The organism is Streptomyces fulvorobeus (genome assembly GCF_013167895.1).
GTDB classification, from domain to species: domain Bacteria; phylum Actinomycetota; class Actinomycetes; order Streptomycetales; family Streptomycetaceae; genus Streptomyces; species Streptomyces fulvorobeus.
Map to the genome: position 1 here is coordinate 3770304 of NZ_BLWC01000001.1, position 14342 is coordinate 3784645.

A 14342-nucleotide genomic window follows, 5' to 3' on the forward strand; every position below is an offset into this window, starting at 1 on the left:
AAGAGCCGCTAGCCCGTTGTAGGCAGAGACATGACCTTTCGGTCTCGTGCCATCCGGTTGACCAGGGGTCCGGTTCCCTCGACCCGCTCTGTCCCGGGCCCCTTGGCAGTGCATCCGCCGCGCAAAGGCGGGGAATATCGCGCAACCGGGCACACTTGAAGGAGCTGCACCGCTTGCTCAACTTGTTGGTACAAGTTGATGTAGTGATGGTGCACCCACGGACGGTGAGTCGTCAAGCGATCGGGGCCCACATGTACCAACAAGTTGAGCGAGTGCGTCATGATGGGGTCATGAGCAAGCAGCCGAAGTATCGGCAAATCGCGGATGCTCTGCGCCGCGAAATCGACAACGGGGCATACCCGCCCGGGGCGCGGCTCCCTTCGGAAAGCGAGCTGTCAGCGCGCTTCGACGCATCGCGGAACACTGTGCGGTCCGGGCTTGGCTTGCTGGTCACGCAGGGGCTTGTCTCGTCCAGTCAGGGACTCGGGTACGAGGTTGCCAAGCATGAGGTGTTCAAGCTGAACGCCTCCCGGTTCGAGAATCTGAGCTTCCCCCAGAACGGTGACGCCTACAGCACAGACGTCACTGGCGCAGGTCGTCGACCGCACCAGACATTCAGGGTTGAGATCCTGCCCGCGCCGGCGGATGTGGCGGGGAGGCTAAAGGTAGAACCCGAATCTCGCACTGTCCTGCGGTTCTGCCATCGGTATGTCGATGACGTGCCGTGGTCGACTCAGGCCACGTACTACCCCGCGTGGCTGGCTGATGAGGCCCCCCGCCTCGCGGAACCTGGTGACATCGAAGAGGGCACTACTCGGTACCTGGCTGCTCATGGGACCGAGCAAATCGGGTACTTCGACGAAATCTCTACGCGCATGCCTACCCCGGACGAGGCGCGATTGCTGGAGATCGGTGCAGGGGTGCCGGTGCTGCTCTGGATGCGGACTGGCTACTCGGCGGAGCGGCCTGTTCGCTGCACCATTACGACGTTCCGGGGTGACCTGAACCGGATGACCTACGAGATCGGCGACCAGGCCGCCCGAAGCGAGATCGACCCTCAGTGAAAATCATCCCCGCCCGCCCGGACGACGTGACCAAGCTTTTGGCCTTCCGTGGGGAGGCCGCAGCTTGGCTCACACGTCTCGGTAGCGACCAGTGGCAGCGCCCCTACCCGGCTGACCGGCTGCTCGCCACGATTGAGGCAGGTTCCGTCTTCATGGTCACGGACGGCGACGTGACAGCGGCCACCATCACTCTCACGTCCGACGTGGAGGAAGGCATGTGGACGGACGAGGAGTTGAGTGAGCCGTCAAGATTCGTGACCAAGCTGACCGTGGCGCGGACCCATGCCGGACAGAACCTTGGTGGTCGGCTTCTCGACTGGGCCGGCGACCGTGCGTATCGCGATGGAGCAAAGTGGCTCCGCCTTGACGCGTGGACGACGAACATGGCGCTACAGCGGTACTACCTCCAGCAGGGGTTCGAGCACGTGCGCACTGTTCGCGATGGTGGTGCGGTGAATGGGGGGCCGCGTGTTTCAGGGTGGCTCGCGCAGCGTCCGACGGCACCCGCCGACCACGGTTTCGAGGACAACGCAACCTGACGCCACACCTGCGGGCAAGGTCAGAGGGATGTGGAAACGGTCGGAGCGACGTTCTTGAAAGCCTTCATAGCCCCGACGCGGTAGAACTTTCTCTACTTCATCAAGGCACCCGGCTGCGCTCCGCTCCGCCGGGCGCGCTTCCCGGCTCTGGCTGCGCCCGCGCTCCTGCTTTCGGCCCGCTCGTCGCTGCCGCCGCCGACGCGCGCCCGCAGTGGATAGGCCCGAAGGGCATAAGACGAGAACCAAGCCCGCGGCTTCAAGACATGCCTCCGGTGGGGGCGCTACGGCACCGGGATGGACGGGGCGCCGTTCGCGAGTGCCGGCCGGAGCGTGGCGAGCGTCGTGGAGGCTCCCATCTCGTCCGCCTTCGACCCAGGCAGAGCCGAGCAGTCGCGGCCTAGGGCGTCAAGGTCGTTCGTACAGTGGCGCGCTCCACCTTGACGCCCTGAACCACGACCGCTCCACGGAGTGTGGGTCGAAGGCGGACGGGATGGGAGCCGAGGTGAGCGGTGGTTGGACAAAGTGCAGTACGCGCAGGTGAACTGGCTGCCACCCACTTCTTCGGCAACGCATCATCCTCGTCCAATCCGGCGAGGAGCCATCCGGCTATAGTTGATTCGAGACATGTGGGTTCACCATTTCCACTTCAACAGTGGAAAAGTCGCAGGTGATCACCACCTCGATCGCTCCAAGCAGAGGAGCCCGGCCCTGGGTGCAACCAGAACCGGGCTCATGCGTGGAGTCATCGAAGAGGGTCCGGCCGAGTAGCAGACGGCCGGACCCTCTTCATAGCGGTCGGCCCCATCGCCCGGGTACCTCTCCAACTCACGGCACTACCGTCGCGCCAACTGCTCCACACAGGCTGCGACAGCCGCCACAGCAGGCAGGGCCAGAACCAAGATCCTGAACCATCGCGGGTCGGACTCTCGTTCTCGCTTCTCTTTCTGCTCCTTAGGCTCTCGCTTCTCCATCCCTACTCCTCACCTGGTGGTTCCCCCGGCGGACCGGGTACCTCGACCGCAAGTGCGTCGAGTGCAACGATCGGTAAGGAGCGAGGTGGCCTCAGCATACCCATCGCGTAACGCAGTTGATGGGCCGTCAGTGTCAGAGCTATTAGAAGGTCGCGCAGATCAATTATTTCTTTCCCGTGACCGAAGCCTCCGGTCACCACATGTCCGAATCTGATGCCAAAATCTGACATCCGATTCGCACCGCAGATTCCCATGCGGCTCGGCCAGAGTACACTACGAGGAGCCGTAGTAGCGGACGCGGCGTCCCAAGGAGGAGAGCAAGCATGGTGGAGGCGAACTCCGCGGCGCACGAGGCCATCGAGTGGGATCTCGACCCGGGCGACGTGATCGAGCGCAAGCAGCTGCACGGCAGGTTCGGCGGGCGGACTCAGGGCGGCATCGGACCGTCAGCCAAGACACCCAACGTGATGATCTTTACCGACCCGATCGCCGGTGAGAAGCACGGGTACTACGACGGCTGGATGCCCGATGGGCGCTTCCACTACAGCGGGGAAGGGCAGTACGGCGATCAGCGGATGTTGTCCGGGAACGCCAGCATCCTGAACCACGAAGCCGAAGGGCGAGCGCTGCGGGTCTTCCAAGGTGCCCGGGGCCACGTCACCTACCTTGGGCGGTTCGCCGAGGCGGGATGGTACGAAGCAGACGCGCCCGAGACCGGAGACGGCCCACTTCGCAAGGTCATCGTTTTCAAGCTTCGCCCTCTGGACATCCCAGCCAAGCGTCCAGGTACAAAGTTGGGTCGACTCCTGTCTGACCAGCTTGAAACCGTCACCGAGATCGACCTCGAACGACTCGAAACCGAGAAGACGTATGTCGATCCGAACCGCGAGCCGTACGAGGCAGAGCGTCGTGAGGGCAAGCTGGTGTTGGACTTCAGCGCATACCTGCGCACCAACGGCTACCGGGTCAACCGTCAGCGCATCCTTCCCGCAGGAGAAACCAGGCCGCTTCTCACGGACCTCTACGTGCCTGACCTGGATCTCCTCATCGAAGCCAAGGGCAGCGTGACCCGGGAGAATATGCGCATGGCCCTTGGTCAGCTTCTGGACTACAACCGCTTCGTACGTGCCGAGTACCAAGCTGTTCTCGTGCCGAGTAAGCCCCGGGCGGATCTCCTCGAACTCGCGAAGGCTGCCAGGCAAGCGATCATCTGGCCCCACGGGCGCGGATACAAGTGCTCGGAAGCTGACCTGCTACCTAACCCTTGATCGCCGTGCACGATTCTGCGGTAGCTCATCAGCACGGCCTCGCGGGTTCAAGTGCGGTCACCCTGACAGCTCAGCAGCAAGCCAGAGGGCCGGTACTGATTTCAGTACCGGCCCTCTGGCTGTGGGCGTGTGCATCCGCATGGCTACCGTGCAGGGGATGCACAGGCCACCGTCAACGCCTTCACAGCTAGCCGAATGCAAAAGGAGAGCTGTTGAGAGTCAGCTGACACCAGGCCGTTTAGCTTGAAGCCGTTCTCTACCCTTAAGTAGCAGCTGCGCCTGCATCATGGGCCCATCCCCGAGGCTCAGCTTTTGTACGGAGGGCCCCGCCCACTCGCTTGGCGGCCTTCCCAGAGACAGCTTTGAAGTCAATGTAAGCATGGGCGGGCGGTCGGATTTCGCCGTCATCCACGTTCGAGTCATCTACGGTGCGAAGATTTTCTTGAGCGACTTCTCCGACCGTGATTGCGTAAACGCCCGCCGACGGTAGGGCGAGAGTCCCCACGTAGTGCTCGAATGCGCTCTGCGCGTTAATAAGGGAGCTACGAGTGACCGAAAGCTCCCCGGCATGACTTTGTGTAGGCGTAAATGCTTGACTTGAAACACGCCCATCATGCACGAACGACGGATGTATTTGACGCCAGACCATCTCCCCTTCGTCTGTAAGCTCGAATTCACCTACGCGCAGTTCATCGGGCATACTGCTGAATCCCCCAATCAGGCTTTCTGCTGCTTCCTGTAGCTCCTGCGCCGCGAAGGTCGCATCGAGTTCTCCATCGTCAGTATTGGAGAAGGCGTAAACCTCAACCTTCCCCTCAGGTGTGACCTCGGCAGTCACTTCCCCCGCGCTCGAACTCCATTCGAGCTGAACGCCGCCCTTTTCGGTGGGATAGATGTACGGTCTGGTTGCCCCTGCATCCAAGAGTTCCAGTAGGAGGGACTCAGCTTGCCGCAGAACTCTCCTGTCGACACTCTCGCCGAAGCCTTCCAGCCATCCATTTTCCAGCTTCTGCAGATCCGCCAATCGCTCCGACCAGTCAGCAGGAAGAACTGGCTCGATTCCCAGAATGTCCTGGATCTCGATGATCTCGCCTGCGGTTGACTGAATCGCCACAGAGCTTATTGCGACAGTAGGGGCGAGTGCGGACACATCGAGATATTGACGTAGATCTGGAACGATATCGTCCGAGGAGAAACGCCCAGTGATAACTCGGAAATTTCGGGCAAGTCTTACCTTGAATGTGCCTTCATCGGCCGCTACGCTGATTACTTGACCTACTACCAGGGTTTCAACTTCGAAGCGCTCGAACCTGGCGAGTTCCTGAATTGACTGCCGAACATCTCGTGAGTATACAGCCGCATTCGGAGTTCCTTCATCGAAGCTAATGAACTCCTTCTCCTGCAGACTCCGTCCGAAGCGCGCAAATTCCCTCAGTGCCTGAACGGGGAATTTCGGTGGGATCCCAGAGCCCTGCCCAACGGAGCGCAACGTGCTTTGAATCAAAATTCGCGCCTCATCAAAAACGTCGGCGTCATCAGTCTGGAATAGTGCAGCCTCGGAATCTTGCGGCATCACAAGCACAGGCACCACGCTGCCGCTTCTTACCTCAGCGAGACGGAGGTTGAATTGAGAAAACTGCCTCGGTGCCCGCTGCCGCTGCGGGTGGCGCTGCATGTAAAGCGCCCTGGCTACGTCCGCCACTAGGCGCTCATAGCGTGCAAATTCGGACAGGACTTCTACAGGGAGACCGTGTTGCTCGTAGCGACCACCCCTGAGGTGCCATGATCCAAAAGTGCGCTCTTCGTCAGTCCCCATGGAGCCACCTTAGTGACCGTTCCCCAAGACTTCAGCCGATTGAACGGGCCGTCACAATAATGATCATGGTGGTAACTGGTGGCTGGCATCCATGGCTGACATCAACAGTCCTGGACGCAGGCGGTCGAAGGCGGGCGCCAGGGGAAGACGAGCCTCGGCTGCTGGCTGTGTACGGCCTCCGTGCGATCCCCTAAAAGGGGTGTCGAAGCACGCGGCATGCTCATTTCGTCTCGCCATACAGAGGCTGTGGGCCATACGTGGGCCAATACGGGCGGTTGAACCGCATGGCCGTGTATCGAGGTAGGCCAGAGCGTTGCGAAGGCTCAGGAGGAGACGGTCTTGAAAGCCGTCACGGCGTCGACGCGGTAGAACTTTCTCTACTTCATCAAGGCACCCGGCTGCGCTCCGCTCCGCCGGGCGCGCTTCCCGGCTCCGGCCGCGCCCGCGCTCCTGCCTTCGGCCCGCTCGGCGCTGCCGCCGCCGACGCGCGCCCGCAGTGGAAAGGCCCGTGGGGCATGAGACGAGAACCAAGCCCGCGGCTTCACGACGATGCCTCCGGCGGGGGCGCTCAGACTCCGGGATGGGAGGGGCACCGTTCGCGAGTGCCGGCCGGAGCGGGGTGAGCGTCGCGGGGCTCCCATCCCGACCACCTTCGACCCAGGCAGAGCCGAGCAGTCGCGGCCTAGGGCGTCAAGGTCGTTCGTACAGTGGCGCGCTCCACCTTGACGCCCTGAACCACGACCGCTCCACGGAGTGTGGGTCGAAGGCGGACGGGATGGGAGCCGGGGCGAGTGGTGGGTCGAAGTGGGTGGTGAAACATCGGCCGACTAGCAGAGCTTTCATCCCATTCATTATTAAAAACATCACTTTGAGCCACTCTCCGAGGTAGATCCTCGCACGGCGCGCAGGGGATGGAGTGAGCCATGATAGGTCGACAGACCTTAGATTTGATCGCATCGCGAAAGAAGCATGCGACACCACAGCTGACCGGAAATACGCTGCTCAGCACACACCCAGCGCCCTCGCGCTGGACATCAGAAAGATGTGCCCCTCTGGCCATTTCCTCTCGGTTCGCCATCGGTGCAGACGCCTCGCGACCGATTAGCCCCTGCATGACTGGTACCGTGCACGAGGTACCCAGCACCGCTAACCAGCCCCTCCGCCCATGGAATACTGAGGTGTCTAATGCGGATTGCAAATTCTCGCACGCGAGCGCTCCTGGTTGCACTTTCTTTCGGAGTTGCGTGCGTCGCTATCTCGACAGCTCCGGCCAACGCGCAGGCTCCCAGTGGGCCAGCACGTCAGTCATCCATTCACTCCGCCAGTAACGTCTGGTACACATTCCCTGACGGGTCAAGACAGATCGTCTCTTCAATTGTCGCGAAAGCATTGGACAGGTCATTCAATGGAAGTGGCGTAAGTGCCGCATACTCCGGCTCAGGACTGTCCATTCCGGGAATATTGATTGACCCCGCATCTCTGCAAACTGGTGACGTTGCCGTATGGCGATACGTCACGGCGCTCATTGTCGCAAAGAGTGGCACCGTGCAGATAATCGTTAATGGCTCGATGAGATCCTTCAGTAGTGGCGCCTACAGCGGATTCGCAGGCTTCTATCGCCCTGCATAAGCTCAACTTCTACTTCGAGCAACGCCGCGGGGAAATGCAGCAGCCCAGCGGCCAGCATCGCCGATTGCCCCTTCCCGTTCCCCTCTGGGGTGGCATGGCCTCACCGACCGATCCGCCGAGAGCGCGCTGCTTGTGCCCGTGGCGTTCTACTGTCGTTTGCCTCCTAGCCCAAATTGGGACTGTACGCCTGAGAGCGTGCGAGAGAGGGAGATTACTATGGTCGCTGCCTGGTTGGTTGCTAGCCGCAGCACGATTGCTGGCATCTCCGAAGGAATGATTGGTGGGGTCCTCCTCACCTACCTGACGGGTGCAGCAGTGGCGGGCTGAGTCCAGCGCCCCTTTAGCGGGTGACAGCGGCGTACCGCAACCACAGCAACCGCCCCCGTACGCCACCACCTCTCCGGAGTTGAGTAGCGGCCGGTATGGCCGCCGCTGACCGATCCGGCTAGAGCTACGGATCAGAAGGTCTCCGTGCCCCCGCCGTGCCCGATCGGTCGGGAAGTAGGGGGGGAACCAGGGGCACTGACGGACAAGGCGCACGAGAACGGCCCCTGACCGATTCATCAGGTCAGGGGCCGTTCATCTGCGGTGGGTGTGGGATTTGAACCCACGGTGACATCGCTGACACGACGGTTTTCAAGATCGTTCAGGAGGGCGGCTCGCCCGTTAGGACTCCACATGCCGCGCGGTAGCGTGGCGCTATGGATGAACCCCGGATCAAGGTTTACGGCTCAGCCGACGAAGTCACCATCGCGGCCAACGCGGCCGGGTTGCGGGACCTTGCTGAGCGACTCCTTGGACTCGCAGATCCCGAACTCCGGAACGGGTACCACGAGCACCTTGATGCAGGTGTCAATCTTGAACAGGGATCTATCAGCCTGATCTTGGAGCGGGACGACAAGGTGTCGTGATGAGCCCTGTGAGTGTCTAAGTGCGTGACAACGGAGGCAGACAGCGGCGGACGTCCACGCACACTGACGGACCATCGCAGCAGCTCAGAGCCACCCCGATCCCCCGCCAAGCGCCCGTCCAAGTTGCTTCGGGACGAAGAGGTCGCGGGTTCAAGTTCGGTCACCCTGACAGCTCAGCAGCAGGCCAGAGGTCGGTACTGATTGCAGTACCGGCCCTTATGCACTAACCGGCCCCCGAGTCGACGGATGACTGCCACGATGGGTTCATGTCGATGCCGCCTGGAATGCCACTTCCCGCCCTACTGGTACCTGACTGCACTTCAGAGAAAGCCCATCGTGCGGCTTACGAGAGAGCGAAGGCCGACAACTCCATCTTCGTGTGCATCACCCGACAGGGGGCGCATTGGAACGTGGTGCTTGATGTCATCAGCAGGCCCCTCGTCACTGACGAGGCAGCCAAGATCCTGCGGTCCGCTGTTGAGGAGCTAGTGGCCACTGGCGCTGCAGCAGGCGGAGCCGACTACAGCACCGAGTACATCTCTATGCACCAGGTCGGAAGCGAGGGACGAGCCCGCGAGATCGCCGCTGCGTTTCACGCCGCTATCTACGGCCTTCAGCAGCTACAGATCACCGTGCCGCTCCCGCGACAGAGTGCGTGAGCGGCCAACTGCGGGCCGTTCGCCCCCGGTGGGGTGAGAGTGGGGTGCGGACTCAAAGGGTGGCCGAAGATGCTGATCAGGGCTAGATCATGGCGCGGTCTGTAAATCTGCCGGCTCAGTCTACCCAGGTTCGAACCCTGGCGCCGCCACGGTGGAGTGAACCCCCTGACTCGCAGTCATGCGAGGCAGGGGGTTTCTTCATGCTCCGGATTCCGCGTGTCTCAGCGGGGGACTCAGTTCCCCGCGATGTCCTTCACCGCGACCGTCACCGGCACGTTTCCGGAGATGAGTTCCAGCGTGAGGCCCGCGCAGGCGGGGGTGTCCAGGATCTCCAGGAGCGTGGCCGCCACGTCGTCGCGCGGGACGGGGCCGCGGCCGGTCGAAGCGGCCAGCAGGATCAGGCCGGTGCCCGCGTCGTTGGTGAGCATGCCGGGACGCAGGATCGTCCAGTCCAGTGAGGGCCGGGAACGCACGTAGTCGTCGGCCGCGCCCTTGGCGCGCAGATAGACGTCGAACACCTCGTCGCCCGGATGGGCGGCGTCCGCGCCCATGGACGAGACCACCACGTACCGCCGCACCCCGGCCCGCTCCGCGGCGTCGGCGAAGAGCACGGCGGCTCCCCGGTCGACGGCGTCCTTGCGGGCGGTGCCGCTGTCCGGGCCCGCCCCGGCGGCGAAGACCACGGCGTCGGCGCCGCGCAGGACCTCCGCGGCCTCATCGACGGAAGCCGCTTCGAGATCGAGGACGACCGGTTCGGCCCCCGCCTCGCGGAGGTCGTCGGCCTGTCCGGGGTCGCGGATGACTCCGACCGCTTCGTCTCCGCGCGCAGCGAGCAGCCGCTCGAGCCGCAGCGCTATCTGACCATGTCCACCTGCGATGACTATGCGCATGCGTCCGACCGTACGCCGCGCCGGGCGGACGTGCTCACGACCCGCGGGCGGGGCCCCTGCCGGGCCCGCCGTCCTGGCCGCGCGCACCACCCGCTGGAGGGCCCTTGTCGGCACGGCCCTGACGGGGGAGGTCGAGCGCGGCGACCGCCTCCGAGTCGCAGTACTCGCGCACCGCGCTCGTCCGCGCGACCACCCGGCCGCGGTGGATCACGATCCTGCTGTACGCGAGCGAGAGCACACCGGACATGCCTTCCCCGCGCACCGCGAGCAGTTCGGCGGGGAAGCCCGCCTCGACCCGCACCTCGGGCAGTCCCATGGCCGCCCTGGCGGTCGCGGAGACCGCCTGGTAGGCGTGGTCGGGGCGCATGCCGTGCTGGGAGGCCAGGAGGTAGGCGGCTTCGAGGGGGTCACCGCGGCCCACGGGGTTGGCGGCGTCCCGCAGGGCACCGCTGCCGGCGGCGACCCGGACCCCGGCGGCCCGCAGCAGCCGTACGGGTGCGGCGACCCGGCGCTCGGAGCCGGAACAGCCGCCCTGGGGGAGGCAGATGACGCTCACTCCGGCGGCCGCCAGCTGGTCGGCGGCGCGGACCGCGGCGTCCAGGGGCAGTCGGGACAGGCCGCCGCAGGGGCCGAAGGAGACGCCTGGGCGCAGTCCGCCCGCCATGGCGGCGACCCGGGCCAGCCGGGCCGGGTCGTCACCGTCCGTGTGCAGATCGACGGGGCAGCCGTGTTCGGCGGCGATCCCCAGGACCGCTTCGGCGTAACCGGCCGGGTCGGGGTCGGCGTCGGGGCAGCCGCCGACCACGCCCGCGCCCATATTCACGGCGTCGCGCAGCATGGCGAGGTTGTCGGCGCCCGCGACGCCGGTGAGCAGGCGGGGGACGGCGACGGGGGTGAGGTCGGCGAGCCCGTGCAGGGAGCGCCTGGCCTGGAGGACGGCTTCGAGCGGGGCGAGCCCGTGGACGTCCCCGACACGTACGTGGGAGCGCAGCGCGGTCGCGCCGTGGCCGACCTGGAGCAGGGCCGCCTCGGTGGCGCGGCGCTGGACGTCCTCGGCACGGTGGGAGGCAGGCCCCGCACCGCCCGGCCCGACGCCGTCCGCGGTGAACGCCGTATCGCTGTGCGCGTGGGGTTCGGCGGGCGCCGGGAGCAGCAGGTAGCCGCGCAGGTCCACGCGCGCGCCCCGGGCGGTCAGGCTGCCCGCGGTGCCGACGGCTTCGATACGGCCGCCGCTGAGCCGTACGTCCACGACGCGGCCGTCGGTGAGCCTGGCGCCGCACAGCACGAGTGCCGCGTCGGGAGCGGCGGTGCCGGGGCCGCCCGGAGGGCCGGCCGTGTCGGCGCCGTCGGCCGCGCTGTCGTCGGGGTGCCGCGGCTGGCTGTCGGGCATCGTGCTCCTGGGAGAAGGGTCAAGATCACTCGGAGTGGGTCGAGCCTAGGGCGGTGCTCGGCCCGCTTCGATGAGGAGCGGAATAGTCGTACCGGCGTGGCCCGCTGGGGCGCTCGGGGCCGGTGGTGCCGGGTGGGGCGCAGGTGCCGGTGAGCCGGTCCCGCACTGTCCGGCTCCGGCGGCGGGGCCTTGTCCGACATTCCGATCAAGAGCTTGTTCAAGGCCCTGGTCAGGGGCCTGATCAAGGGGTCGGAAGCGCGTCCCGCAGGCGCCGGGACGAGGGGTGCGGAAACGGATTTGGGGGACGGCGACAGACCGTGTAATGTCTTCATCGCTCGCCCCAATAGCTCAGTCGGTAGAGCGTCTCCATGGTAAGGAGAAGGTCTGCGGTTCGATTCCGCATTGGGGCTCTGGTGATCGGGAAACCCCGCTTCGGCGGGGAGACCCGTCATCAAAGCGGTGTAGCTCAGTCGGTAGAGCAAGCGGCTCATAATCGCTGTGTCACCGGTTCAAGTCCGGTCACCGCTACTTTTGGTAGCCGATTGTGGGGTCGGTCCTTCGATCGGCTACTCTTCTTTGCGTTCATCCGTCCATCCGTCCGTCCAAGGAGCACTCACGTGGCTGCCACCGACGTCCGCCCGAAGATCACGCTGGCCTGCGTGGAGTGCAAGGAGCGGAACTACATCACCAAGAAGAACCGGCGTAACAACCCGGACCGTCTTGAGATGAAGAAGCACTGCCCGCGCTGCAAGTCGCACACCGCGCACCGCGAAACCCGCTGAACAGGCTCGTACACGAGGCCGTCCCCATTGGGGCGGCCTCGTGTCGTTTGCGAGGGCTGCACTCCGGCCCATTCGTCTTTGACATCAGGAGGGAGCGAGGCCATGGCGCTCGACCAGTCCTTCGTGGGACGGACCTATCCGCCCACCCCGCCGTACGAGGTCGGCCGGGAGAAGATCCGTGAGTTCGCCGAGGCGGTGGGTGACGCCAATCCCGCGTACACCGATCCGCGGGCGGCGGCCGCGCTCGGCCACGCCGATGTGATCGCCCCGCCGACGTTCGTGTTCTCCCTCACGTTCAAGGCGGCGGGGATGTCGTGAGGGACCCGCAGCTGGGCCTGGACTACAGCCGCGTGGTGCACGGGGACCAGAAGTTCGCGTACGTGCGTCCGGTACGGGCGGGGGACCGGCTGACGGTCACCTCGACGATCGAGGGCATCAAGTCCCTCGCGGGCAACGACATCCTGGACATCCGCGGCGAGGTCCACGACGAGGCCGGCGAGCACGTGGTGACCGCCTGGATGAAGCTGGTGGCCCGAGCCGCCGAGGAGGCGTCATGACGGCGAAGGTCTCTTACGGCTCGGTCGAGGTCGGCACGGAACTGCCGGCCCAGTCCTTCCGAGTCACCCGGGCGACGCTGGTGCAGTACGCGGGTGCCTCCGGTGACTTCAACCCGATCCACTGGAACGAGAAGTTCGCGCGTGAGGTCGGGCTCCCGGATGTGATCGCGCACGGCATGTTCACCATGGCCGAGGCGATCCGCGTGGTCACGGACTGGGCCGGCGACCCCGGAGCGGTCGTGGAGTACGGGGTGCGCTTCACCAAGCCGGTCGTCGTCCCGAACGACGACAAGGGCGCGCTTGTCGAGGTCGTCGGCAAGGTGGCCGCGCTGCTCGACGACAACCTGGTGCGGGTGGACCTGACGGCCATGAGCGACGGCAAGAAGGTGCTGGGCATGTCCCGCGCCGTGGTCCGGCTCGCCTGATTCCGGTGACCGTGAGTAAGGGGCGTCTCTCCTGGAGGGGCGCCCCTTACCGCGCAGTCTCGTGACGTCCAGCGTCCGCAGCGGCGAACAGGGCATCGCCTCGGGGGCGGACAACGCGCTGCGGGAGGTCGGCGGCGCGCTCGGAGTCGCCGTGCCCGCCTCCGTCTTCGCCGCCCGGGGCGGGTACGAGTCGCCCCAGGCGTTCTCGGAGGGAACCGTTCCCGCCCTCCGGATCGGCGCCGGGGCCGTGGCGCTCGCCGCACTCGTCGCCCTGATGATCCCCGTCCGCCGCGCGGCCGAGGCCCCGGCCCCGGGCCCCGAGGCGGCCGGTGACCGCACGCCCGTCGCCGTCTGACCGGCCCTTCCCCCGTACTCTTGTCCCCGTGCAGGAACTCCACGACGCCCCCCTCGCCCCCCTGACCACCTTCCGGCTCGGCGGACCCGCCACCCGCCTCCTCACCGCCACCACCGACGCCGAGGTGGTCGAAGCCGTCCGCGAGGCCGACGCCGCTGCCACCCCGCTCCTGGTGATCGGCGGCGGCTCCAACCTGGTCATCGGCGACAAGGGCTTCGAGGGCACCGCCCTGCGCGTCGCGACGAAGGGCTTCGCCCTGTCCGGTACGACGCTGGAGCTGGCCGCGGGCGAGATCTGGACCGACGCCGTCGCCCGCACGGTCGAGGCGGGCCTCGCGGGCATCGAGTGCCTCGCCGGAATCCCGGGCTCCGCCGGTGCCACGCCGATCCAGAACGTCGGCGCCTACGGCCAGGAGGTCTCCTCCACCATCTCGGAGGTCATCGCCTACGACCGCCGCACCCGGGAGACGGTCACCCTGCCGGACGCCGAGTGCGCCTTCTCGTACCGTCACAGCCGCTTCAAGGCCGAACCCGACCGTTACGTGGTGCTCCGCGTCCGCTTCGAGCTGGAGGACGCGGGCGGCCTCTCCGCCCCGCTCCGGTACGCCGAGACGGCACGGGCCATGGGCGTCGAACAGGGCGAGCGCGTTCCCGCGCAGGACGCCCGGGAAACGGTGCTCCGGCTCCGCGCGGGCAAGGGCATGGTCCTGGACTCCGAGGACCACGACACCTGGTCGGCCGGGTCCTTCTTCACCAACCCGGTCCTGGGCCCCGAGCAGTACGCGGCGTTCCTCGCCCGCGCCAAGGAGCGCCTGGGCGACGAGGTGGCACCGCCCGCCTTCCCAGCCCCGGACGGCGGCACCAAGACCTCCGCCGCCTGGCTGATCGACCGGGCCGGCTTCACCAAGGGGTACGGCACGGGCCCGGCCCGCATCTCCACCAAGCACACCCTCGCCCTCACCAACCGGGGTGACGCGACCACCGATGACCTCCTCGCCCTCGCCCGCGAGGTGGTCGCGGGCGTCCACGCGGCGTTCGGAGTCACGCTCGTCAACGAGCCCGTGACGGTCGGCGTCAGCCTGTAGGA

11 protein-coding genes, 2 tRNA genes and 2 pseudogenes are annotated in these 14342 nt (G+C 65.7%); 12 read left to right on the plus strand and 3 right to left on the minus strand.

Annotation, left to right across the window (positions count from 1 at the left end; genetic code table 11):
• Window positions 1-290: 290 nt before the first annotated feature.
• The 3 genes from Sfulv_RS17150 to Sfulv_RS17160 all read left to right on the plus strand — a co-directional run bounded on the left by Sfulv_RS17150 (window position 291) and on the right by Sfulv_RS17160 (window position 3842).
• Complete coding sequence (locus tag Sfulv_RS17150) at window positions 291-1064, plus strand: GntR family transcriptional regulator (protein ID WP_173314960.1); 774 nt, start codon at window positions 291-293, stop codon at window positions 1062-1064.
• A complete protein-coding gene (locus Sfulv_RS17155) occupies window positions 1061-1603 on the plus strand; it encodes a GNAT family N-acetyltransferase (RefSeq protein ID WP_173314963.1) in 543 nt (180 codons plus the stop codon). The genes Sfulv_RS17150 and Sfulv_RS17155 overlap by 4 nt, the downstream gene beginning before the upstream one ends.
• Window positions 1604-2897: 1294 nt before the next feature.
• On the plus strand, window positions 2898-3842 hold the full coding sequence (locus tag Sfulv_RS17160; protein WP_173314966.1) for an SRA domain-containing endonuclease: 945 nt from the start codon (window positions 2898-2900) through the stop codon (window positions 3840-3842).
• Window positions 3843-4104: 262 nt separating this feature from the next.
• Here the strand turns inward: Sfulv_RS17160 and Sfulv_RS17165 are convergent, their stop codons facing one another.
• Window positions 4105-5658, minus strand: a complete 1554-nt coding sequence (locus tag Sfulv_RS17165; RefSeq protein ID WP_173314969.1) for a hypothetical protein — start codon at window positions 5656-5658, stop codon at window positions 4105-4107.
• 2330 nt (window positions 5659-7988) lie between these two features.
• Here Sfulv_RS17165 and Sfulv_RS17170 point away from each other — a divergent pair.
• Both Sfulv_RS17170 and Sfulv_RS17175 read left to right on the plus strand, forming a co-directional pair.
• Entirely contained in the window at window positions 7989-8198 is a 210-nt protein-coding gene (locus tag Sfulv_RS17170) for an Imm32 family immunity protein (RefSeq protein ID WP_173314972.1), read from the plus strand.
• A gap of 266 nt (window positions 8199-8464) precedes the next feature.
• Window positions 8465-8857, plus strand: coding sequence for a hypothetical protein (locus tag Sfulv_RS17175; protein WP_173314975.1), 393 nt, complete (start codon window positions 8465-8467; stop codon window positions 8855-8857).
• 233 nt (window positions 8858-9090) lie between these two features.
• Here the strand turns inward: Sfulv_RS17175 and Sfulv_RS17180 are convergent, their stop codons facing one another.
• Together Sfulv_RS17180 and Sfulv_RS17185 are read right to left on the minus strand one after the other, a co-directional pair.
• The gene (locus Sfulv_RS17180) at window positions 9091-9747 is read right to left on the minus strand and encodes an SDR family oxidoreductase (protein ID WP_173314977.1); all 657 of its coding nucleotides are present in this window, start codon (window positions 9745-9747) and stop codon (window positions 9091-9093) included.
• A 34-nt stretch (window positions 9748-9781) separates the two neighbouring features.
• Complete coding sequence (locus Sfulv_RS17185; RefSeq protein ID WP_246353150.1) at window positions 9782-11137, minus strand: amidohydrolase family protein; 1356 nt, start codon at window positions 11135-11137, stop codon at window positions 9782-9784.
• Between the two features lie 337 nt (window positions 11138-11474).
• Between Sfulv_RS17185 and Sfulv_RS17190 the strand changes: the two genes are divergently transcribed.
• The 7 genes and pseudogenes from Sfulv_RS17190 to Sfulv_RS17220 all read left to right on the plus strand — a co-directional run bounded on the left by Sfulv_RS17190 (window position 11475) and on the right by Sfulv_RS17220 (window position 14340).
• A tRNA-Thr gene (locus Sfulv_RS17190) sits at window positions 11475-11547 on the plus strand.
• Between the two features lie 45 nt (window positions 11548-11592).
• Window positions 11593-11665 (plus strand) — tRNA-Met (locus tag Sfulv_RS17195).
• An 89-nt stretch (window positions 11666-11754) separates the two neighbouring features.
• On the plus strand, window positions 11755-11919 hold the full coding sequence (gene rpmG / locus Sfulv_RS17200) for a 50S ribosomal protein L33 (RefSeq protein WP_158989327.1): 165 nt from the start codon (window positions 11755-11757) through the stop codon (window positions 11917-11919).
• A gap of 102 nt (window positions 11920-12021) precedes the next feature.
• Window positions 12022-12476 (plus strand): annotated as a pseudogene (locus Sfulv_RS17205) (FAS1-like dehydratase domain-containing protein).
• Entirely contained in the window at window positions 12473-12901 is a 429-nt protein-coding gene (locus Sfulv_RS17210; RefSeq protein WP_173314980.1) for a MaoC family dehydratase, read from the plus strand. The pseudogene Sfulv_RS17205 and the gene Sfulv_RS17210 overlap by 4 nt, the downstream one beginning before the upstream one ends.
• A 55-nt stretch (window positions 12902-12956) precedes the next feature.
• Window positions 12957-13256, plus strand: a pseudogene (locus Sfulv_RS17215) (MFS transporter); the annotation flags it as partial.
• Window positions 13257-13284: 28 nt separating this feature from the next.
• Entirely contained in the window at window positions 13285-14340 is a 1056-nt protein-coding gene (locus Sfulv_RS17220; RefSeq protein ID WP_173314982.1) for a UDP-N-acetylmuramate dehydrogenase, read from the plus strand.
• Window positions 14341-14342: the final 2 nt, after the last annotated feature.